Origin of the sequence: Cupriavidus sp. IK-TO18 (assembly GCF_015549295.1) — a bacterium.
GTDB classification, from domain to species: Bacteria; Pseudomonadota; Gammaproteobacteria; order Burkholderiales; family Burkholderiaceae; genus Cupriavidus; species Cupriavidus oxalaticus_A.
This window is the reverse complement of sequence record NZ_JADGMP010000012.1, coordinates 26162-47302: the sequence shown is the minus strand read 5'-3', so window position 1 is coordinate 47302 and position 21141 is coordinate 26162. Positions and strand designations below refer to the sequence as shown.

General features: G+C 66.4%; 15 protein-coding genes. 8 read left to right on the top strand and 7 right to left on the bottom strand.

All coding sequences use genetic code 11. From position 1 onward, the window contains the following. Nucleotides 1-19: 19 nt before the first annotated feature. The 6 genes from IPF36_RS10270 to IPF36_RS10245 all read left to right on the top strand — a co-directional run bounded on the left by IPF36_RS10270 (nt 20) and on the right by IPF36_RS10245 (nt 8480). A complete protein-coding gene (locus IPF36_RS10270) occupies nt 20-1003 on the top strand; it encodes a tripartite tricarboxylate transporter substrate binding protein (protein WP_135703643.1) in 984 nt (327 codons plus the stop codon). A 32-nt stretch (nt 1004-1035) separates the two neighbouring features. Further along, complete coding sequence (locus tag IPF36_RS10265; protein ID WP_133094887.1) at nt 1036-1815, top strand: enoyl-CoA hydratase/isomerase family protein; 780 nt, start codon at nt 1036-1038, stop codon at nt 1813-1815. Nucleotides 1816-1935: 120 nt separating this feature from the next. Continuing rightward, the gene (locus IPF36_RS10260) at nt 1936-3123 is read left to right on the top strand and encodes an acyl-CoA dehydrogenase family protein (RefSeq protein ID WP_195427918.1); all 1188 of its coding nucleotides are present in this window, start codon (nt 1936-1938) and stop codon (nt 3121-3123) included. Between the two features lie 458 nt (nt 3124-3581). Beyond that, complete coding sequence (locus IPF36_RS10255) at nt 3582-5504, top strand: PrkA family serine protein kinase (protein ID WP_133094889.1); 1923 nt, start codon at nt 3582-3584, stop codon at nt 5502-5504. 37 nt (nt 5505-5541) lie between these two features. Then, entirely contained in the window at nt 5542-6804 is a 1263-nt protein-coding gene (locus IPF36_RS10250; protein WP_133094890.1) for a YeaH/YhbH family protein, read from the top strand. Between the two features lie 131 nt (nt 6805-6935). Further along, nucleotides 6936-8480 carry a SpoVR family protein gene (locus IPF36_RS10245; RefSeq protein WP_135703645.1) on the top strand — a complete coding sequence of 515 codons (1545 nt, stop codon included), beginning with the start codon at nt 6936-6938 and terminating at the stop codon, nt 8478-8480. Between the two features lie 68 nt (nt 8481-8548). Here IPF36_RS10245 and IPF36_RS10240 read toward each other — a convergent pair whose 3' ends face one another. The 4 genes from IPF36_RS10240 to IPF36_RS10225 all read right to left on the bottom strand — a co-directional run bounded on the left by IPF36_RS10240 (nt 8549) and on the right by IPF36_RS10225 (nt 14973). Continuing rightward, nucleotides 8549-9532 carry an acyl-CoA dehydrogenase family protein gene (locus IPF36_RS10240; protein ID WP_195427917.1) on the bottom strand — a complete coding sequence of 328 codons (984 nt, stop codon included), beginning with the start codon at nt 9530-9532 and terminating at the stop codon, nt 8549-8551. Between the two features lie 48 nt (nt 9533-9580). Next, nucleotides 9581-10741 (bottom strand): acyl-CoA dehydrogenase family protein, encoded by a 1161-nt coding sequence (locus IPF36_RS10235; protein WP_135704010.1) that lies wholly within the window; start codon nt 10739-10741, stop codon nt 9581-9583. Nucleotides 10742-10939: 198 nt separating this feature from the next. After that, complete coding sequence (locus tag IPF36_RS10230) at nt 10940-12133, bottom strand: helix-turn-helix transcriptional regulator (protein WP_195427916.1); 1194 nt, start codon at nt 12131-12133, stop codon at nt 10940-10942. Nucleotides 12134-12627: 494 nt separating this feature from the next. Beyond that, nucleotides 12628-14973 (bottom strand): mechanosensitive ion channel family protein, encoded by a 2346-nt coding sequence (locus tag IPF36_RS10225; protein ID WP_195427915.1) that lies wholly within the window; start codon nt 14971-14973, stop codon nt 12628-12630. A 321-nt stretch (nt 14974-15294) separates the two neighbouring features. Between IPF36_RS10225 and IPF36_RS10220 the strand changes: the two genes are divergently transcribed. Together IPF36_RS10220 and IPF36_RS10215 are read left to right on the top strand one after the other, a co-directional pair. Continuing rightward, complete coding sequence (locus tag IPF36_RS10220) at nt 15295-16077, top strand: SDR family NAD(P)-dependent oxidoreductase (protein WP_133094895.1); 783 nt, start codon at nt 15295-15297, stop codon at nt 16075-16077. A 37-nt stretch (nt 16078-16114) separates the two neighbouring features. After that, a complete protein-coding gene (locus IPF36_RS10215) occupies nt 16115-17698 on the top strand; it encodes a fatty acid--CoA ligase (protein ID WP_135703649.1) in 1584 nt (527 codons plus the stop codon). Between the two features lie 37 nt (nt 17699-17735). On the opposite strand, the gene IPF36_RS10210 is transcribed toward IPF36_RS10215, so the two are convergent. The 3 genes from IPF36_RS10210 to IPF36_RS10200 form a co-directional block, all read right to left on the bottom strand. After that, nucleotides 17736-18227 (bottom strand): DUF421 domain-containing protein, encoded by a 492-nt coding sequence (locus tag IPF36_RS10210; RefSeq protein ID WP_133094897.1) that lies wholly within the window; start codon nt 18225-18227, stop codon nt 17736-17738. Between the two features lie 156 nt (nt 18228-18383). Further along, complete coding sequence (locus IPF36_RS10205; RefSeq protein ID WP_133094898.1) at nt 18384-19370, bottom strand: tripartite tricarboxylate transporter substrate binding protein; 987 nt, start codon at nt 19368-19370, stop codon at nt 18384-18386. A 118-nt stretch (nt 19371-19488) separates the two neighbouring features. Next, nucleotides 19489-20583 (bottom strand): porin, encoded by a 1095-nt coding sequence (locus IPF36_RS10200; RefSeq protein WP_135703650.1) that lies wholly within the window; start codon nt 20581-20583, stop codon nt 19489-19491. Between the last annotated feature and the right edge of the window lie 558 nt (nt 20584-21141).

Sequence of the window (21141 nt, the reverse complement as noted above, 5' to 3'; positions counted from 1 at the left end):
GAACAAAGAGAGACACAGCATGCAGCAAAGCAGACGCAACTGGCTGGCGCAGGCCGGCACCCTGGCCGGCGCGGCCATCCTCGGCAGCACCGGCCAGGCCTTCGCCCAGCAACCGTATCCGAGCAAGCCGATCCGCCTGATCGTGCCGTATCCCGCCGGTGGCGGCACCGATACCGTCGGCCGCCTGGTCGGCCAGCGCCTGGCCGAGATCCTGGGCCAGCCGGTGGTGGTGGAGAACAAGCCCGGTGCCAGCGGCATGCTCGGCAACGACACCGTCGCCAAGGCGCCGGCCGACGGCTACACGCTGCTGCTGGCCATCACCGCGATGATCCAGTCGCCCAGCCTATACAAGCGCATGCCGTACGACGTGGCCAGGGACTTCACGCCGGTGTCGCTGATCGCCAAGTCCTCGGACCTGTTCGTCGTGCCCAACCGCGTGCCGGCCAGCAACATGCGCGAGTTCCTGGCGCTGGCCAAGGCAGGCAAGCTCAGCTACGGCTCCTACGGCAACGGCACCTCGTCGCACCTGCATGGCGAGCTGCTGCGCCAGCAGGCCGGCATCGACATGGCCCATATCCCGTACAAGGGCGCCGCGCCGCTGATGAGCGACGTGCTTGGCGGGCAGGTGGATTCGGCCTTTGTCGACGTGACGTCGGCCAATCCCTACCTGGGCAGCAACAAGTTCAGGATCCTCGGCATCACCGGCAGCCAGCGCTACAAGGCGCTGCCCAATGTGCCGACCTTTGCCGAGCTGGGTTTGAAGGGCTTCGAGCCGAACGGCTGGTTCGCGCTGTTCCTGCCGTCCGGCGCGCCCAAGGACGTGACCGCCAGGCTGGCGGCCGAGACCGCGCGCATCGTGAAGCTGCCCGAGGTCTCGCAGAAGCTGGCCGGCATGGGCCTGCAGCCGGTCGGCTCGAGCCCGCAGGAACTGGCCGAGGTGGTCAGCGGCGACATGCCCAAGTGGGCCAAGATCGTGCGCGACGCCAACATCCAGCTGGACTGAGCGCCCACGGCACCGCATACCGGAGTCTATCCATGGAAACCATCCGCTTTGCCATCGAAGACGGCATCGCCACCCTGACCCTGAACTACCCCGAGCGCAAGAACGCGCTGTCGATCCCGATGCGCGGCGAAATCGGCGAAGCCATCCGCCAGGTGCGTGCCGACGAGAGCGTGCGCGCGCTGATCCTGACCGGCGCCGGCACCGACTTCTGCTCGGGCGGCGACATCAGCTCGATGCAGGTCGAGATCGACGCGCCGCGGGGCCGCCGCCGGCTGCAGCAGGCGCACGGCTGGCTGGAAGACCTGATCCAGCTGGACGTGCCGGTCATTGCCGCCGTCAACGGCGCGGCCTACGGTGCCGGCTTCAGCCTGGCGCTGACCGCCGACATCATCCTGGCCACGCCGCGGGCGCGCTTCGGGCTGCCGTTCCTGCGCATGGGCCTGATTCCCGACTGTGGCGTCTTCTACACCTTGCCGCGGATGATCGGGCTGCAGCGCGCCAAGGCGCTGATGTTCTCGATGCGCGAGCTCAATGCCGAGGCCGCGCAAGACCTTGGCATCGTCATGGAAATCGTGCCGGAAGAAAGCCTGGCCGGGCGCGCGCAAGCGCTGGCACGCGCCTTCACCGAGGCCTCGCCGGTCGCGGTGGGCCTGACCAAGCAGGCGCTGAACGCGTCGCTCAACCAGGACCTGCACACCATGCTGGCGATGGAAGCGGACGGACAGGGCATCGCCTTTTCCACCGGCTATCGCCGCGAGGCCGCAGACCGCTTCATGGCCAGGCAGCCGCTGCGCTACCGCTGGCCCGACTGAGCGCCGCTGCCATGTTGCTCCGCAGCATGGCGACTCACAGTTGTTTACGTATACAGGCAGGCCGCGCGAGACGCCGCTTGCCCCTGTCGATCATCCGTCTATCCCCGTATCCGAATACTTATGGCAACCCAACACCACCATGCGGCGCCCGCCGCACGCCAGACTCCCTGGATGACCGAAGACCTGGAAATGTTCCAGGACACCGTACGCCGCTTTATCGAGCGCGAACTGGCACCGAATGAAGCGCGCTGGGCCGAGCAGGGCTATATCGACCGCGACGTGTGGCGCCGCGCCGGCCAGGCCGGCCTGCTGTGCGCCAGCATCCCCGAAGAGTACGGCGGCGGCGGCGGCAACTTCGCGCATGAAGCCGTGATCACGCGCGAGATGGCGCGCGCCATCTTCACCAGCCTGGGCAACAACGTGCACAGTGGCATCGTGGCACATTACCTGCTCAACTACGGCACCGAAGCGCAGAAGAAGAAGTGGCTGCCGCAGATGGCCAGCGGCGAGATGGTCGCGGCCATCGCCATGTCGGAACCTGGCGCCGGCTCGGACCTCAAATCGGTACGCACCCGCGCGGTGCGCGAACAGACCGCAAACGGAGACTGCTATCGCATAAACGGTGCAAAGACGTTTATTACGAACGGTTACCACGCCGACCTCGTGTGCCTGGTCGCCAAGACCGATCCGGAAGCCGGCTCGCGTGGCGTCTCGCTGATCATGATCGAGGCGCGCGACCTCGAAGGCTTCCGCCGCGGCCGCATCCTCGAGAAGATCGGACAGAAGGGCCAGGACACCGCCGAGCTGTTCTTCGACGACGTGCTGGTGCCGTGCGAGAACCTGCTCGGCGAGCAGGAAGGGCAGGGTTTTTACCAACTGATGCAGCAGCTGCCGCAGGAGCGGATGATCATCGCGCTGGGCGCGACCGCTTCGATGCATCGCGCGATCGAGCTCACCACCGAATACGTGCGCGAGCGCAAGGTCTTCGGGCAGGCGCTGGCCGACCTGCAGAACACCCGCTTCCGCCTGGCCGAGTGCAAGACCGAGGCCACCATCGCCTCCACCTTCGTCGACGACTGCATGATGCGCCTGATGGCGGGTACGCTGGATGCCGCGACCGCCGCGATGGCCAAGTGGTGGTGCACGCAAAAGAATTGCGAGATCATCGACGAGTGCCTGCAGTTCCACGGCGGCTACGGCTACATGCTGGAATATCCGATCGCGCGCATGTACGCCAACGCACGCGTCGGCAAGATCTACGGCGGCTCCAACGAAATCATGAAAGAGCTGGTGGCACGCACGCTCTGATGGCCGCGCGCAGTGCCAACTGCTATCAGCACTCTGCGTTTGCTGATGCGCGTCTAAGCTAATTCTGAAAGCAACACAAAAGCCGGCACAGGATGCCGGCTTTTGTGTTTCCGGTTACAAAACCGGCTGTGCACGGATCGGCGGAAAGGTGTAAGGTGTGTCACAAGCATAGTCAATGGCCCGTCGCGCGCGGGGTGCGGCACCGAGTGGAAATATCAGCCAAAAGCTGACAGCGCCACCAGCGGAATCAGGCGATAAACGCAGCGTGGAAACAAGCGTTGCGTCGATGCAAGATTCGTCAACTCGGACTCCACCATCGCCGTTATTTGACTATGATGAAGTAAAGTCTTCGCAACATTCACCGGTCGTCAAGCCGGGGTGGCGAACCGCGGAACTTGCGAAGTCTTGAAGGGTAGAACTACCTTCGCCTCGGATGTGAACTCTGACGGGAGTGAGGTATGGACATTTTCGGCCATTACGCTACGCGCTTCGAAGCCCGCAAGGAAGAGGAATACAGCATCCAGGAGTACCTGGAGATCTGCAAGAAGGATCCGACTGCCTACGCGACCGCTGCCGAACGCATGCTCGCCGCGATCGGCCAGCCTGAACTGGTGGACACCCACCACGATCCGAGGCTGTCCCGGCTCTTCTTCAACAAGGTCATCCGCATCTATCCGGCCTTCCGCGACTTCTATGGCATGGAGGACACGATCGAGCAGATCGTCTCATTCTTCAAGCACGCCGCGCAGGGCCTGGAAGAGCGCAAGCAGATCCTGTATCTGCTCGGGCCTCCCGGCGGCGGCAAGTCCTCGCTCGCGGAGAAGCTCAAGGCGTTGATGGAACAGATCCCCATCTACGCGCTGAAGGGTTCGCCGATCCACGAGTCGCCACTGGGCCTGTTCTCGCCGGAAGAAGACGGCAAGATCCTGGAAGAGGACTACGGCATCCCGATCCGCTACCTGAACACGATTGCCTCGCCATGGGCAGTCAAGCGCCTGCACGAGTTCAACGGCGACATCACCAAGTTCAAGGTGGTGAAGCTGCGCCCGTCGGTGCTGTCGCAGATCGCGATCTCGAAGACCGAGCCGGGCGACGAGAACAACCAGGACATCTCGTCGCTGGTGGGCAAGGTGGACATCCGCAAGCTCGAGGACTTCCCGCAGGACGATCCGGATGCGTACTCGTATTCCGGCGGCCTGTGCCTGGCCAACCGCGGCCTGCTCGAGTTCGTCGAAATGTTCAAGGCGCCGATCAAGGTGCTGCACCCGCTGCTGACCGCGACCCAGGAAGGCAACTACAAGGGCACGGAAGGCTTCGGCGCGATTCCGTTCGACGGCATCATCCTGGCGCACTCGAACGAGGCGGAGTGGACCACCTTCAAGTCGGACAAGAACAACGAGGCATTCCTGGACCGTATCTATATCGTCAAGGTGCCGTACGTGCTGCGCGTGTCCGACGAGGTGAAGATCTACGACAAGCTGCTGCGCTGCAGTTCGCTGTCGGCCGCGCCGTGCGCGCCGAACACGCTGAAGATGATGGCGCAGTTCGCGGTGCTGACCCGGATCAAGGAGCCCGAGAACTCCAACGTCTTCTCGAAGATGCGCGTCTATGACGGCGAAAGCCTGAAGGACGTGGACCCGAAGGCGAAGTCGTACCAGGAGTACCGCGACTACGCCGGCATCGACGAGGGCATGAACGGGCTGTCGACGCGCTTTGCGTTCAAGGTCCTGTCCAAGGTCTTCAACTTCGACAATACCGAAGTTGCGGCCAACCCGGTGCACCTGCTGTATGTGCTCGAGCAGCAGATCGAGCGCGAGCAGTTCCCGCCGGAGCAGGAAGCCAAGCTGCTGTCGTACATCAAGGAGTACCTGACCACGCCGTTCGTGGAGTTCATCGGCAAGGAGATCCAGACCGCTTACCTGGAGTCGTACTCCGAATATGGCCAGAACATCTTCGACCGCTATGTGGTGTTCGCCGACCTGTGGATCCAGGACCAGGAGTACCGTGATCCCAACACCGGCGAAATCCTCGACCGCAACGCGCTGAACGACGAGCTGGAGAAAGTGGAAAAACCGGCGGGTATCTCGAACCCGAAGGACTTCCGCAACGAGATCGTCAACTTCGTGCTGCGGGCGCGGGCCAACAACAGTGGCAAGAACCCGGTCTGGACCAGCTATGAAAAGCTGCGGATGGTGATCGAGAAGCGCATGTTCTCCACCACGGAGGACCTGCTGCCGGTGATCTCGTTCAACGCCAAGTCTTCTCGCGAAGACCAGGACAAGCACGAGAACTTCGTCAACCGCATGGTCGAGAAGGGGTACACGCCCAAGCAAGTGAGACTTCTGGTGGAGTGGTATCTGCGCGTAAGAAAATCATCGTAACGGCGCCGCGGAAGCAGTCTCTCAACGAGGGCAACATATGGCTACGGTCATCGATCGGCGCGAGAACGGCGGCAACAAGAGTGCCGTCAACCAGCAACGCTTCATCAAGCGCTACCGCGAACAGATTCGGCAGGCGGTGGCAAAGGCGGTGTCCGGCCGGAAGATCATGGACATCGAGCAGAGCGGCCAGGTGTCCATTCCGGTCAAGGACATCACCGAACCGATCTTCCACCACGGCCCGGGCGGCCGGCGCGAGTGGATCCACCCTGGCAACAAGAAGTTCGTCAAGGGCGATTCCTTCGACCGGCAGCAGCAGGGCGGTGGCGGGAGCGGTTCGCGGGCCAGCGACAGCGGCGAAGGCGAGGACGATTTCGTCTTCACGCTGTCGCGCGAGGATTTCCTCAATTTCTTCTTCGAGGACATGGCGCTGCCGGACCTGGCCAAGCGCCACCTTGCCAAGATCGCCGAAGTGCGCAAGGTGCGCGCCGGCTATTCCATCGACGGCACCCCGTCCAACCTGTCGATCCTGCGCACCATGCGCAGCTCGATCGGGCGGCGCATCGCCTTGTCCAGCCCTTACCAGAAGCGCCTGCGCGACCTGGAGCTGGAGTACGCCGAGGCGCTGGACAAGGACGGCCCCTACGCCGAAGGCACGCTCGAACTGATGGAGAAGATGCGGCACCTGCGCGCCTGCATCGATCGCGTGCCCTTTATCGAGAAGCTCGACCTGCGCTACAACAACCGCGTGCTCAAGAAGCGCCCGCAGGCCCAGGCGGTGATGTTCTGCCTGATGGACGTGTCCGGCTCGATGGACGAGAGCCGCAAGGACCTGGCCAAGCGCTTCTTCATGCTGCTGTACCTGTTCCTGAAGCGCAACTACGAGCGTATCGACGTGGTGTTCATCCGGCATCACACGGTGGCCAAGGAAGTCGAAGAGGAAGACTTCTTCCACTCGCGCGAGTCCGGTGGTACCGTGGTGTCCAGTGCGCTGAAGCTGATGGTGGAGGTGGTCCATGACCGTTATCCGCCAAGCCAGTGGAACATTTACTGCGCGCAGGCCTCCGACGGCGACAACTGGGCTGGCGATTCCGAACTGTGCGGACGCCTGCTGCGCGAGTCGATCCTGCCGCTGGTGCAGTACTACGCATACGTGGAAGTGGCGTCCGAGGAACCACAGAACCTCTGGGAAGAGTATCTGACGGTCAAGGGCCAGTTCGAGCACTTTGCGATGCAGCGCATCATCGGCGCGGACGAAATCTACCCGGTGCTGCACGACCTGTTCCAGAAGCGGGCGGCTTAGTTGGGGCCTGCTGCCGGGGCAACCGGCAGCGAAGGCCGCAGTGAAGTCTGGTGGCAAGGCAACGCGGACCACGCGGCGCGCCAGCGCGCGCGCCTGCGCGGTTGGCGCCTTGCCCGCAACAAGGGGCGAAGATGGCTTATCTGTCCACGGGTTCGGAATGGACCTTCGAGCTGGTCAACCGGTATGACCGCGAGATCGCCCGCATCGCCGGCGAGTTCGGGCTGGATACCTATCCCAACCAGATCGAGATCATCACGGCCGAGCAGATGCTGGACGCCTACGCGTCGGCAGGGCTGCCGGTGGGCTACAACCACTGGTCCTATGGCAAGCACTTCCTGGCGTCGGAGCGCAGCTACCAGCGCGGCCACATGGGCCTGGCTTACGAGATCGTCATCAACTCCAACCCCTGCATCGCCTACCTGATGGAGGAGAACACCATGCCGATGCAGGCGCTGACGATCGCGCATGCCTGCTACGGCCACAACTCCTTCTTCAAGGGCAACTACCTGTTCCGCACCTGGACCAACGCGGACGCCATTGTCGATTACCTGCTGTTCGCCAAGAACTACGTGGCCGAGTGCGAACAGCGCTACGGCGAACAGGAAGTGGAACTGCTGCTCGACTCCTGCCATGCCTTGCAGAACTACGGGGTGGACCGCTACAAGCGGCCCAAGAAGCTCTCCATCACCGAAGAGAAGGCGCGCCAGGCCGATCGCGAGAACTACCTGCAGATGCAGGTCAACGATCTGTGGCGCACGCTGCCCAAGCATCGCCCGCACGCGCTGACGGCCGACGAAGAGGCGCCGGAAATGACGTTCCCGCCCGAGCCGCAGGAGAACCTGCTGTACTTCATCGAGAAGAACGCGCCCAAGCTGGCGCCGTGGCAGCGCGAGATCGTGCGCATCGTGCGCAAGATCGCGCAGTACTTCTACCCGCAGCGCCAGACCAAGGTGATGAACGAAGGGTGGGCAACGTTCTGGCACTACACCATCATCCACCAGCTCTACGAAGAAAAGCTGGTCAACGATGCCTTCATGATGGAGCTGCTGCAGGCGCACACCAACGTGATTTACCAGCCGCCGTACCACAGCCCGTATTACAGCGGGTTGAACCCGTACACGGTGGGCTTCCTGATCTTCCAGGACCTGCGCCGCATGTGCGAGAACCCGACCGACGAGGACTACCGCTGGGCGCCGGAGATCGCCGGCAGCGACTGGCGCACGACGCTGGACTTTGCGATGCGCAATTTCAAGGACGAGAGCTTCCTGCTGCAGTTCCTGTCGCCGCGCGTGATCCGCGAACTGAAGCTGTTCTCGGTGCTGGACGACGACCGCGAGGGCAAGCTGCGCGTCACCGCCATCCACGACGACGAGGGCTATCGCGCGATCCGCCAGCTGATGGCGGCGCAGTATGACCTGTCGACCATGGAGCCCAATATCCAGGTCACCAATGTCGATATCGGCGGCGACCGTTCGCTGACGCTGCGCCACCTGCAGAATGACCGCCGGCCGCTGGCGCACAATTTCGACGAAGTGGTGCGGCACGTGACGCGGCTGTGGGGCTTTACCGTGCGCCTGGAAGTGGCCTATGAAGACGGGCGCACCGAACTCAAGTACGAATGCAAGCCGGAGCGCCGGCACCGCAAGTCGCACAGCGGGCTGAGCCTGGCCGCGTGATCGCCTGATCCTTCGCAGTGCTTGCCACGCGCGTTGCCTGAAACCTCAGGCAATGCGCGTTTTCATTTTTACTCGCACCATCCACGCACCAGTTCGACCGCCCGGCTGTCCGTGCCGTCGAGCACCGCCTCGCCCAGCACGCGGCTCCACCAGCGCTCCGACCCGTCCGCCACGCGCCACGCATGCAGCCGGCGCGTGCAGAGCTGCAGGTCGTATTCCTCCGTGATCCCGATCGCGCCGTGCACCGCATGGGCGATGGCCGCCACTGGCGTGACGGCATCGCTGGCGCGCAGCTTGCCGAGCGCGGCGCGCAGGCGCTCGGGCTGGCCGGTGGTGCTGGCGCAGGCCAGCTGCGCCGCCACGCGCGCTGCCGCCACATGCTCGGCCATCTCGCTGACCTGATGCTGGATCGCCTGGAACTTGCCGATGGCGCGGCCGAACTGCTGGCGGTCGTTGGCGTACTGCAGCGTCAGGTCGAGCACCCGCGACAGCGCCCCGGCCAGCTGGACCGCGTGCAGGCAGGCGCCGAGTGTGCGCAGCGTGCCGGGCGCCAGCCGGAACGCAGCCGGCATGGCCGCGTCCGGGCGCGGCAGCCGCAGGGTCAGGTCGGCGTGCGCCCCGGTGGGCTCGGCGCGCGCGTCGGCCGCCGGCAGCAAGAGGCAACGCTCGCCGTCCTGCACCAGGAACCACCGGGCATGGCGCGCATCGGCGACGAGCGTAGCGGGCGCGCCGTCGTCGAAGCCCGCCAGGGCGATGGGTCCGTCGGGCAGGGCGATGCCCTGCGCGTGCAGCAGGGCGCGGGCGAAGATGGTTTGCGCCAGCGGCAGCGGCAGGACATGGCGGCCGGTGACGAACAGCACGGGGGCCAGTTCAGGCAGCGGCAGCGCGGCGCCGCCGGCGGCCTCGGGCAGCAGGCAGTCGGCAAAGCCGCTGTCGCGCAGGGTTTGCCACAAGGGAGAGGGATCGGCCTGCCGTTCCAGCGCGCGGACCGTGGCGGGCGTGCAGCAATCGCGCAGCAGCGCGTCGAGGGCGTCGGAGTAAGCGTTATGCATGATGGGTCTCGTCGGGGGGGCGGGACGTCGGGACGGTGCGGCGGGTCTTCAGCGCAGGCCGAGGCCGCGCGCGATCATGCCGCGCAGGATCTCGCGCGTGCCGCCGCGCAGCGAATACGACGGGGCGATCTGCGTGACGTAGGCCAGCGTGCGATAGAGCGCGCCGTCGGCGGCCAGTGCCGCTTCGTCGCCGAGCGCCGCTTCCACCAGCGCGGGGACCGATTGCTCGAAGGTCGTGCCCAGGTCCTTGACCAGTGCGGCCTCGACCACGGGGCTTTCACCGGCCGCCAGGCGCGCGGTCACCGCCAGCGACATCGCGCGCAGCACCGCCAGGTGCCCGGCAAGGCGGCCCGCGGTCACGGTGTCGCGCCGTGCCGGCGGCAGGCGGCGCATGGCGTCGAGCCAGGTGTCGAGCAGCACCACGCTGGAGTACAGCCGCTCGGGGCCGCTGCGCTCGAACGCGAGTTCGGCGTTGACCTGCTCCCAGCCGCTGCCGTCCTGGCCGACCAGCGCATCCGGGGCCAGCGCGACGTCGTCGAAGGTGACCTCGGAGAAGTGCGCATCGCCGGCCAGGTCGTGGATCGGCCGTACCGAGACGCCGGGCGCGTGCAGGTCGACGATGAACTGCGACAGGCCCGCCTGCCGGTCCTGCGGCGTGCCCGAGGTGCGCACCAGCGCGATCATGAAGTGGCAGCGGTCGGCGTTGGTCGTCCAGATCTTGCGGCCGGTCAGGCGCCACGAGCCATCGGGCTGGCGCACGGCGCGGGTCGTCACGCTGGCGAGGTCGGAGCCGGAGTTCGGCTCGCTCATGCCGATGCAGAAGAACGCCTCGCCGCGGCAGATCGCGGGCAGGTAGCGGGCCTTCTGCGCGTCGCTGCCGTAACGCAGGATCAGCGGGCCGCTCTGGCGGTCGGCGATCCAGTGCGCCGACACCGGCGCGCCGCAGGCCAGCAACTCCTCCACCAGCACGAAGCGCGAGTAAGGATCGAGGCCGGCGCCGCCGTATTGCGCCGGCAGCGTAATGCCGACCCAGCCGCGCGCCGCAAGTGCGCGGCTGAACGCCGCATCGAACCCCATCCACGAGCGCGCGCGGGTTTCCGGCGGCAGGGCGGGCAGGTGCTCGTCAAGAAAGGCGCGGACCTCGGCGCGGAACGCGAGCGCGTGCGGCGGCAGGGGCGTCAGGTCGAAGGTGGATAGCAAGGCGGTCACGGTGAAGTCCGGTAGCTGTGGCACGCGAGCCCTGCGGAACGCGGCGGCGGCTGCCTTGCATTCCGGATGGCTCAGGGTGGGCCACAGCGTAGTTCACGCGTCGAGCGCCAGTCCAATATTGATTTATTGGGAAGCGATACCGATTCGATATGGAGGTGCCCCCCGGCCGGGTCACCCTTGGGGGCCGGTGCCAGTGCTTCAGGCCGTCCCCGCTCGCGGCGTACGCGGCCGGACCGCCGAGGTCACCCCGGCGCGTTCGAGATTGACGCCCGGCAGCAGGTGCAGCAGGCGCACCAGCTCGGACTGGCGGTGCGTGCCGGTCTTGCGCAGCGTATCGCGGATATGCACGCGCACCGTATGCGGCGACAGGAACTCGCGCTCGGCGATTTCATTCAGCGTCTCGCCGGCGGCGAGACGGACGGCGATGATGCTTTCCTTGCGCGACAGCCCGAACAGCGAGGCCAGCACGCCCGCATCGAGCACCGCGCGCGATTCCGAATTGCCGAACAGCATCATCGCGGCCGGCAATTGCCACGGGCCTTCCACCGGCTGGCGCGAGACCAGCGGCGTGACGATGATCGGCACCGGCTGCCCGCCGGAGGTGATGTGCATCCAGGAGCCCGACGCGGCTTCGGCGCCGCGGCCGCGCATGGCGCCGTCGAGCAGCTTGCGCAGCACCGCCTGCAGCGTGTCGCTGTGGGCGCGCAGCACGCCGTCCTGCAGCGACAGGTGGCTGTCGGCCTGCACCAGCGCCTCGGCCCAGCTGTTGGCGTAGCGCACGCGCAGGTTGGCCTGCAGCACCATCACGCCAAAATCCAGGGTATCGAGCCCGGCCAGGCCAAGGCTGGCCAGCCCGCTCAGTTCAAAGTTGCGCTGCTGCATGCGCGCGGCACGCACCCAATGCGGCATGACGTGGGCCAGGCGCCGCTCGCGCTGGCCGGCGCTGATGCTGCCCGCGCTGGTGCCGCTCATCAGTACGCAGACCTCGGCGTTCTCGACCAGGCGGATGCCATGTTCGAGTCCGCTGCATGCCAGCGTGGAGACTGGACGCTCGGCCACGGCGCCATCGTGAGAGGCCGTGTGCAGCGGCGCGCAGGCGGGGCTGTCAGGCGTGTCGGCCGGCATACAGCAGGCGCCGGCGTAGGGCAGCTCGAGCGGATTGGGCAGCCAGCCGCCAACGCTTGCGCCGTTGGTGAAGCAGCCGTGGGGCGTGACGCCCAGGCGTGCATGGCCGGCGAGCTTGTCCCAGATCAGGTAACGCGGGCTGCCGGTGGAGGTGTACCGGGAGAAAAGGTCGAGTGCCGCCGGCATTGCCGCAACGTCCAGCGCGGACTCGTAGATCGAGTCGACCAGACGATGGAAGTCCTCGTCCGTAGTCGGGTGTTCGCCCATGTTCACATTCCCCCCGGCGGCAAACGCCTCCTGCTTGTGCCACGGCAAGTGGCCACTTTCTTTTGTGTTATCGGTGCCGCTCTGGCGTTCTGTACCTGCGCCGATACGGCTCGCAGCGGTCCCGTCAGGCTCATCCGGCGCGCTGCGATAAGGCAATCATGCCAAACAATGTTGTTTCTTTTGTCCCCCGTGTCGGGAGGGAAAACACGGATTGCAGGCATAACACTTAGCTGGGGCCATACCAAATTGCTGCTTTGCAGCGTATGGGAGGTCGGGCGCACTACCGACTTGTGAGGCGTGATGGTAATGCGGGTGACGAGAACGCCGAAATTTTCAGCACGGAAATAGTGCCGGGCGTTTCACACACGCCACACGTGTCCAGAATGTTGGCGGCAAAAAGCCCCCGTTGCCGGGCCGAGAATAGGTTGCCATACCCGTGTTTCTGCGAACGGGCCGGTTCGAACCGGCATTCGAACCGGCATTCGAACCGGCTGCTATGGCGCCGCCGGGTTCGCTTGCTCGTCGCCCCCCACCTGCAGCCCTTTGCCATCGACCTGAATGGTCAGGCTGGGCGATGCCATGCGGATGCCGTGGGCGTCGAAGTTGCGCTTCAGGCGTGCATTGAACGCGCGCGTGATTTCCGCCTGCGTCAGCGGCCGGGTCTTGAACTGTGCCATCACCACCGGCCCGCTCGGGTCGAAGCGGTCCAGGCCGAGGATGTCCAGCCCCGACATCAGGTTGCGCGAGTAGCGGAAATCTCGCGCGATTTCCGTGCCGGTGGTGCGGATCAGCTCGAGGGCGCGGTCGAGGTCGCTGTGGTAGCTGATGCCGATGCTGAACACGGCATAGCCATAGCCGCGCGACAGGTTCTTGACCGCCTTGATCTGGCTGTACGGCAGCGTATGCAGCGCGCCGCGTCCGTCGCGCAGCTTGACCGTGCGGATGGTCATACCTTCGACCACGCCGGCATGGTCAGGCAGCTCGATCGAGTCGCCGATGGCGATAGAGTCCTCGACCACGATAAACAATCCGGTGATCAGGTCCTGCACCAGGCTCTGCGCCCCGAAGCCGATCGCCAGCCCGACCACCCCCGCGCCGGCCAGCAACGGTGTCACGTTGACGCCCAGGTTGGCCAGCACGGCAATCACCGCGATCAGCAGCAGCCCGATGAACGAGGCATTGCGCACCAGCGGCAGGATGGTCTTGGCGCGCAGGCTGGGCTGCGCGCCGCGTCCATGCGCGGGCAACAGCGTCTGCGTGATGGCGGTGTCGATCAGCAGCCAGACCAGCCAGGCCAGCAGCACGGTGCTGGTCACGCTGAACACGGTCTCGGTGATATGGCGGCCCGCTGCGGAAGATTCCGCCAGCTGCATCAGCGACGTGTCCCAGACGCGCATCACCATGGCAAGAAATACCACCCAGATCGCCACCCGCAGCAGCGCCATGGCGAAGCGGCCAAAGCGCTGCACATAGGCCGAGCGCCGGCGGTCGCGGAAGCGGGGCGGCCGTGCCGTTGCCTTGGGCGAGCGCCTGGCGACCATCGTCAGCAGCAGTGCCGCCACGAACAGCGCGACCGAAGCCACGGTGCGGCGCAGGAATACATCGGCGTGGCCGGCGGCGAGCAGCGTGCCGATCACCGACGCGACCACCACCGCGAGCACCGGCAAGTGCCAGGCCTGGCCGATCAGCCGCAGCAGGTCGGTCAGGCCCGGGTGGGACTGGCGGAAGGCCAGCGGCCGGTGGCTGATCAGCTGGCCGATCTGGCGACTGAAAACGAGCGCGAACACGCCGATGCCCAGTGCTGCGGCGATATTGGCCGTGGTCGACACCAGCGCGGCGAGGTTGGTGCCGAGCACCGCGACGACGCGGCTGTCGGTGGCGCTGTCGCCCAGGGCCGCCAGTGCGCCGGTGCAGAACAGCAGCCACGGCGAGCGCGCCAGCAGCTGCCGGACCGCAAGCTGGCGGTGCGCGGTGCGGAACAGGACGAAGATGACCTGGCACATCGCGGCGGCGACGGCACCCGCCACGATGGCGTATGCGACCAGCACCGCGGCCACGGCTGCTGGCGACTGCGCGAAGGTGCGCGTCGCCATCAGCAGCGTGATGCCGAATGCGATCACCCAGGGCCCGATATGCCGCAGCATGAAGACGCCGACATCCACCCAGGACGGCACCTCGGGCAGCCTGGCGCGCTCGGTACGCGGGCGCGGCGGCGCGCGCCGGCGCCGGATGCGATGGCCGATCTCCCACAGGCCCCAGCCGCTCGCCGCCCATACCGCCAGCACCAGCGCGAATTCGCGCAGCGATTCCAGCCCCGAGCGGGTGCCCCGGTGGGTCAGCGCGGCGCGCCATTCCTCGCCTGCGAAGCGCGAGCGCCAGCCCCAGTATTGCCACGGGCCGCGGTCCTTGCGCAGGTGCGTGTCGACTTCGTCGAGCACCTCGGCCACGGCTCCGATCAGCCCGGGTGCCGAAGCGCCGGCCGCAGCGGCGGACGCCGGCGCCGGCGCCACCGCGGAAGCGTCCAGGCCGCGCCGCAAGGCCTGCAATTGGCCGACCAGCGCGCGCCGTTCGCGATCGTCCTGCAGTGTTGCGATGACCTGGTCGAGCGACTGCGCCAGCGGCACGCTGGCCGGGGCCGCCGGCGCGCTGGCCGGCGCCGGAGCGGGCTTGGCCGGTGCCAGCAGGGTGGCAAGCGGGCCTGCCGCCATAGCGGGCGCTGGAACCGTACAACACAGCAGTGCGAGCGCCAGCAGCGCGGCATGCATGGCCAGGCTCGCACCTGGCGTGAGCCGGCGTGGCCACATCGATCGGGAGGGGGCGTTGCGATCGGGTTTGCGCATGGCTGGATGTCCGCACCCGGCCCGGCGTGACGCTGCCGGCGGAGGCGCGGGAATGAACGTCGATCGCGCCACTGTAGCGCATCGGCGGTGCCGGGTGACGCACCGCCGCATCCGGCACGTCGGGCCACCCCGGGTCCACGTCTGGGTCCACGTCGGAACCATTCGTCGCTTCGGACGATGCGTCGCTTGCGCCGATCCACGAATCTCGAACCCACTCCGGCGTGGGCATTTCGGCGCCCGCCGGCCACTCTCAGATCGCGGGCGCGCGCACCAGAACCGGTGGCCCGTCCGGCCAGCAACAAGACACAAGGGAAAGACGGCATGGAACTCAATGCATCGGTATCGGCAGTGATCACGGGCGGCGCCTCGGGCCTGGGCGCGGCAACGGCGCGCGCGCTGGCGGCGCACGGCGTGCGCGTGGCGCTGTTCGACCTCAACGCCGAGAAGGGCGAAGCGCTGGCGCGCGAACTGGGCGGCGTGTTCTGCCAGGTGAACGTGACCTCGGAAGCTGAAGTCGAGGCCGGCTTCGCCAGGGCACGTGCCGCCATCGGCCAGGAGCGCATCCTGGTCAACTGCGCCGGCACCGGCAATGCCATCAAGACCGCGTCGCGTTCCAAGGAAGCGCCGGACCAGATCAAGCACTTTCCCTCCGATGCCTTCGAACGCATCATCCAGATCAACCTGATCGGCACCTTCCGCTGCATCGCGCGCTCGGCGGCCGGCATGCTGACGCTGGACACCGCGGGCGGCGAGCGCGGCGTGATCATCAGCACCGCATCGGTGGCGGCGCAGGATGGCCAGATGGGGCAGGCCGCGTACTCGGCGTCCAAGGCCGCCGTGGTCGGCATGACGCTGCCGATCGCGCGCGACCTCGCGGGCGAGGGCATCCGCGTCAATACCATCCTGCCGGGCATCTTCAATACGCCGCTGCTGCAGGGCGCGGCCGAGAACGTCAAGGCCGCGCTGGCCGCTTCGGTGCCGTTTCCCAAGCGCCTGGGCCAGCCGGAAGAGTTCGCCTCGCTGGCGGTCGAGATGTGCCGCAACGGCTATTTCAACGGCGAATCCGTGCGGCTGGACGGCGCCATCCGGATGGCGCCGCGCTGAGCGAAGCGGCCTGGATGGAATCAACACGGAGACGCGGATGGATTTCAGCTACCTGAGCACGCTGCCCGATGCCGTGCGCCATTTCGCCGGACTGCGGCCCGACGCGGTGGCATATGCGTTCGAGGGCCGCCAGACTACCTACGCCGACTTCGAGCGCAATACCGACCGGGTCGCGCAGGCGCTGCTGGCCGAGGGTATCCACGCCGGCGACCGCATTGCCTATATCGGCAAGAACAGCGACCACTACTTCGAACTGCTGCTCGGCGCGGCCAAGGCTGGCGTCGTCACCACTCCGGCCAGCTGGCGCCTGGCGCCGCCGGAGATCGAGTTTATCGTCGGCCATTGCGACGCGGTGGTGCTGTTCGTCGGGCCGGAATCGGCGGCGATGGCAAAGTCGCTGCTGCCGGCGCTGCCGATGGTGCGCACGGTGGTGCTGATGGAGCCGTGCGCCGACGGCGGCGATGCCCCTTGCTACACCGACTGGCGCGACGCGCAGCCGGCCACGCCGCCGGCACACCGGCCGGCGCCGCACGACGTGGTGCTGCAGCTGTACACCTCTGGCACCACCGGGCGGCCCAAGGGCGCGATGCTGACGCACCGCAACCTGACCATCGGCACCGAGGTCAGCGAGCGCGAAGGCATTGCCTGGTCGCACTGGACGGCCGACGATATCTCGCTGGTGGCGATGCCCGTCGCGCATATCGGCGGCTCGGGCTGGGGACTGCGCAATCTGCTGTCTGGCGCCAAGGGCGTGGTCGCGCGCGAATTCGACCCGCGCGCGGTGCTGGATTTCATCGAGCACGAGCGCGTCAGCAAGCTGTTCATGGTGCCGGCGGCCATGCAGATCGTGCTGCGCGATCCGCGCGCGCGCCAGGTGGATTACTCGCGGCTGAAGTACCTGCTGTATGGCGCCGCGCCGATTCCGGCGGCGCTGCTGCGCGAGGGCATCGAGGTGTTCGGCTGCGGCTTCGTGCAGCAGTACGGCATGACCGAGACCACCGGCACCATCGTCGCGCTGCCGCCCGAGGACCACACCACCGAAGAGGTGCCGCGCATGCGTGCCGCGGGCAAGCCGCTGCCAGGCGTGGAAATCAAGGTGGTCGACTATGAGGGGCGCGGGCTGGGTCCCGATGAAGTCGGCGAGATCGTGGTGCGCTCGCAGCACAACATGGCCGGCTACTGGAAGCAGCCCGAGGAGACCGCGCGCACCATCGACGCCGATGGCTGGCTGCGCACCGGCGACGCGGGCTACATGGATGCGCAGGGTTACCTGTACATCCACGACCGCGTCAAGGACATGATCATCAGCGGCGGCGAGAACGTCTATCCGGCCGAGGTCGAAAGCGCGATCTACGGCCACCCGCAGGTGGCTGACGTGGCGGTGATCGGCGTGCCGGACGAGAAGTGGGGCGAAGCGGTGAAGGCCATCGTCGTGCTGAAGCCGGGACAATCGCCCGATCGCGACGGCATCATCGCGTGGACGCGCCAGCGGCTGGCCGGCTTCAAGGTGCCGAAGAGCATCGAGTTCGTCGACGCGCTGCCGCGCAATCCGTCCGGCAAGCTGCTGCGGCGCAAGCTGCGCGAGCCGTTCTGGGAGGGGATGAACCGGCAGGTGAACTGAGCCTGGCTCCCTGTCCCGCGAGCGGGGCGGGGAGCATCTACTTCTTCTTGATCACGCTGACCTTGCCATCCGCCTCCAGGTACAGCGCCTTGATCTCCTCGAGCTTTTCTACCCCCTGCTCGCGATATTTGGCTTCCAGCTCGTCGTCGGTGATCGATTCGCGCCGCATGTTTTCTTGCAGCCTGGTGCCGTCGCGCACGAGCAGGATTTTCTTCGCTTCGGCAAAGCGCTGGAACGTGGGGAAGTGGTAGGCCAACAGGTCGATCAACCGGTTCCACGCAATCAGCGTGACGACCAGCAGCATGGCGTCGGCAACGCCTTCACCCTTGCCGGCCATGCCGTTCTGCGCCGCGTCGGCAACGATCACGACCAGAAGCAGGTCGGCAATGCCCATCGAGCCGATGTCGCGCCGCACGACGAAACGGAACAGCAGGAACAGCGCCCAGTACATCACCGTGCCGCGAACGACGATCTCGAGTGGCGAGACGGTGAAGAAGAGCGCTTCGCGCCAGTCGAACGAGAAGTCCATGCCCGAAACACAGCAACTTCCGGACCACATTGCAGCGATGGCGCTTGTGCACGCCACGCCGCCGCGCTGACGGTAATTCTTGCAGCGGCTGCGTACGGATTGCCGTCGCGCAGCCGGGCGGGCTCCTGCTTCCGCAGGAAGCCGCCGGTGCGAGGATCAGTCGGCCTGGATGCCGAACTCCTTCACGATCTTCGTATAGCGCGTGGTATCCGCGGCGATCAGCTTCGACAGCGCGGCCGGCTCGCCGCCCGCCGGCGTGACCGCGATGGTGGCCATGCGCGAAACCACGTCGGGCATCTTCAGGATGTCGTTGACGTGCGTATTGAGCGTTCGCACCACGTCGGCGGGCATGTTCTTCGGACCCAGCAGCGCCTGCCAGGCGCCGATCTCGACATCCTTGTAGCCCAGCTCCGCCAGCGTCGGCACGTTGGGCGCGAACGGCGAGCGCTTCAGGTCCGCCACCGCCAGCGGCACCAGGCTGCCGTTGCCCACGTACTGCGCCACCGCGCCGTAGGTGACGTAGGTCACCGGCACCTGCCCGCCGATCACGTCGACAATGGCGGGCGCCAGGCCGCGATACGGCACCTGGCTGATCTTGATGCCGGCGGACTTGTTGAACAGTTCGCCCATGATGTGCATCGGCGAGCCGTTGCCCGGCGTGGCATAGGTTTCCACCTTGCCCGACTTGGCGCGTGCCACTAGGTCGCTGACCTTGGTGATGCCGGTGCCCTTGTTGACCACCACGAACAGGGACTGCGTGCCGATCTGCGAGATCGGCGTGAAGTCATGCTGCACGTCGTAGCTGGCGCCGGTGCCGGCCTTCAGCACCAGCGGAGCGATGGCGACCGTGTTGGGCGCCAGCAGCAGCGTGTAGCCGTCGGGGTTGGCGCGCGCGACATAGGCGCTGCCGATGGTGCCGGCGGCGCCGGTGCGGTTTTCCACCACCACCGACTGCTTCAGACGCGGTGCCAGCTTTTCCGCGAACATGCGGGCCAGTACGTCGACATCGCCGCCGGCCGGATACGCAACGACGATGGTGATGGGTTTGTTCGGGTACGCGCCCTGGGCCAGGGCGGCGCCGGTGCAAAGCACGGTGGTGGCGGCGGCCAGCGTGGCCAGGACTTTGCGGCGTGCAGACTTCATGATGTTCAGACCTCGGTAAGACTTGGCGCCCGGCGGGGGCCGGGGGCCAACATGGCTGGTGAAGCGGCTGGTGAAGCCCGGCGCGCGGCGCCGGGGCATGGTGGCCAACTCGGCCGACTCAGAAGATGTGCTTGATGCCCAGCATCGAGCCCCACTGGTTCGCGCCGGGGCGGGGGTTGGAGCCGGGCGAACCACCGCTCACCGACATGGCGAGCTGGCCGTCGTTATTGATATAGCCCGCGGTGGCGTAGACCGAGGTGCGCTTGCTGAAACTGTATGTCGCACGCAGCGCGTAGAGCATGGCCTCGTTGTCGCTGCCGTGGTAGTTCAGGAAGTAGACCTGGCCGGCCAGGTTGACCGCCGGAGTGATGTCGTAGGAGACGCCGGCGTAGTACAGGTCGCTGATCGGCGTCGGGCTGCCTTCGTTGTCGCGGCGGATCCAGCCGGCGCCAAGCTTGGTGTTCTTCAGCAGCATGTAGCCGCCCAGCGACAGGCGGTCGTCGGTCAGGTTGCTGTTGGTCAGGCCGCCGAAGGCGCCGGGGCCGCCGCGCTGCGAATCGTAGGCTGCGATCAGGCCCCAGGTCTTGCTGTCATAGCCGATCATGGCCGACCACTCGCGGCAGGCCTTCTTGTCGGCCGGGTTCTCGCCGGCGCAGTTGGTGCCGGCCGGGCTGGGGCCGGCGTTGACCGCGTCGCGGCCGAAGCTGTAGGTGGCACCGACCACGAAGCCGTTGAAGTTGGCCTTGTATGCGACCGCGTTGTCGGCGCGCGTGTTGGGCAGGTAGTTGTCGAGCGAGCCCGAGCCGTACACGTTCGGCCCGAGGATATCGCTGTCGAGGATGGCCCAGAACAGCATCGTGTACTGGCGGCCGAACGACAGCTGGCCATACTGGTTGCTCAGGCCGACCAGCGCCTGGCGCCCGAACAGGCGGCCGCCCTGGTTGGCGTTGCCCGTGTCCGGCGAAAAGCCCGATTCCAGCACGAACAGGCCCTTCAGCCCGCCGCCGAGGTCTTCCGTGCCGCGGATGCCCCAGCGCGACGGCACCGTGGCGGTGTTGTTGGGCATGCGCACCAGGCTGTCGCCGTTGGCGCCGACATTGCTCACGTACTCGACACCGCTATCGATGACGCCGTACAGCGTCACCGACGATTGGGCCGAGGCCAGCAGGGGGGAAGCCGCGAGCAGCGCCGCGGCGGTTCGTGCAAGTTTCATCTACCAGTTTCCTTCCGTTTTTCCGTCTTGTAATCGTCTTTGTGGTCCGGGCGCTGCGATGGCGCCCGGGTTTCAGGGCAGGCTTGTTATTGGCAGGGTGTTCTCCTCTTGTGGATCCCGCAGGCTGTCAAAAGCCGCAGTGTCTAGCAAAAATGCTGCCATAGCCGCTTTTGTGTTTTATATATGGAACATCAAACAACATAAGAAACGTTGAGCAAAATATAGCCGCGAGTTTCCAAAACCTGCGAGGAGGGTTATCCCCTAGTGCGGCAGGGCGGCGACGCGCCGGACAGCCGCCGGCTGCACCCGAGCAGGGCCCGGCGTGAGCGCGGGGGTGCATCGGCACGGCGCGGCGCGCGCTGCCGGAGGACTTGCCGTCTACGCGTTTTGCCGCACCGGCAAAGGCGCCGCGCCCGATGCCATGGGCAGGGACTGGCAAGCCGTTGCATGCACCAGCTCGGCGCGATTACGTTTCGGGTCGGATGTGCCTATCGTTTACCCTCATCCCGTTTCCCAATACGCACGCCTATGCTGCAGAAGTTTTATTTACAAACCTGA

Bases quoted from the DNA above. Each gene is read 5' to 3' on its own strand.
- IPF36_RS10270 (WP_135703643.1), top strand. From the start codon at position 20: ATGCAGCAAAGCAGACGCAACTGGCTGGCGCAGGCCGGCACCCTGGCC.
- IPF36_RS10265 (WP_133094887.1), top strand. From the start codon at position 1,036: ATGGAAACCATCCGCTTTGCCATCGAAGACGGCATCGCCACCCTGACC.
- IPF36_RS10260 (WP_195427918.1), top strand. From the start codon at position 1,936: ATGGCAACCCAACACCACCATGCGGCGCCCGCCGCACGCCAGACTCCC.
- IPF36_RS10255 (WP_133094889.1), top strand. From the start codon at position 3,582: ATGGACATTTTCGGCCATTACGCTACGCGCTTCGAAGCCCGCAAGGAA.
- IPF36_RS10250 (WP_133094890.1), top strand. From the start codon at position 5,542: ATGGCTACGGTCATCGATCGGCGCGAGAACGGCGGCAACAAGAGTGCC.
- IPF36_RS10245 (WP_135703645.1), top strand. From the start codon at position 6,936: ATGGCTTATCTGTCCACGGGTTCGGAATGGACCTTCGAGCTGGTCAAC.
- IPF36_RS10240 (WP_195427917.1), bottom strand. From the start codon at position 9,532: ATGCATAACGCTTACTCCGACGCCCTCGACGCGCTGCTGCGCGATTGC.
- IPF36_RS10230 (WP_195427916.1), bottom strand. From the start codon at position 12,133: ATGGGCGAACACCCGACTACGGACGAGGACTTCCATCGTCTGGTCGAC.
- IPF36_RS10225 (WP_195427915.1), bottom strand. From the start codon at position 14,973: ATGCGCAAACCCGATCGCAACGCCCCCTCCCGATCGATGTGGCCACGC.
- IPF36_RS10220 (WP_133094895.1), top strand. From the start codon at position 15,295: ATGGAACTCAATGCATCGGTATCGGCAGTGATCACGGGCGGCGCCTCG.
- IPF36_RS10215 (WP_135703649.1), top strand. From the start codon at position 16,115: ATGGATTTCAGCTACCTGAGCACGCTGCCCGATGCCGTGCGCCATTTC.
- IPF36_RS10210 (WP_133094897.1), bottom strand. From the start codon at position 18,227: ATGGACTTCTCGTTCGACTGGCGCGAAGCGCTCTTCTTCACCGTCTCG.
- IPF36_RS10205 (WP_133094898.1), bottom strand. From the start codon at position 19,370: ATGAAGTCTGCACGCCGCAAAGTCCTGGCCACGCTGGCCGCCGCCACC.
- IPF36_RS10200 (WP_135703650.1), bottom strand. From the start codon at position 20,583: ATGAAACTTGCACGAACCGCCGCGGCGCTGCTCGCGGCTTCCCCCCTG.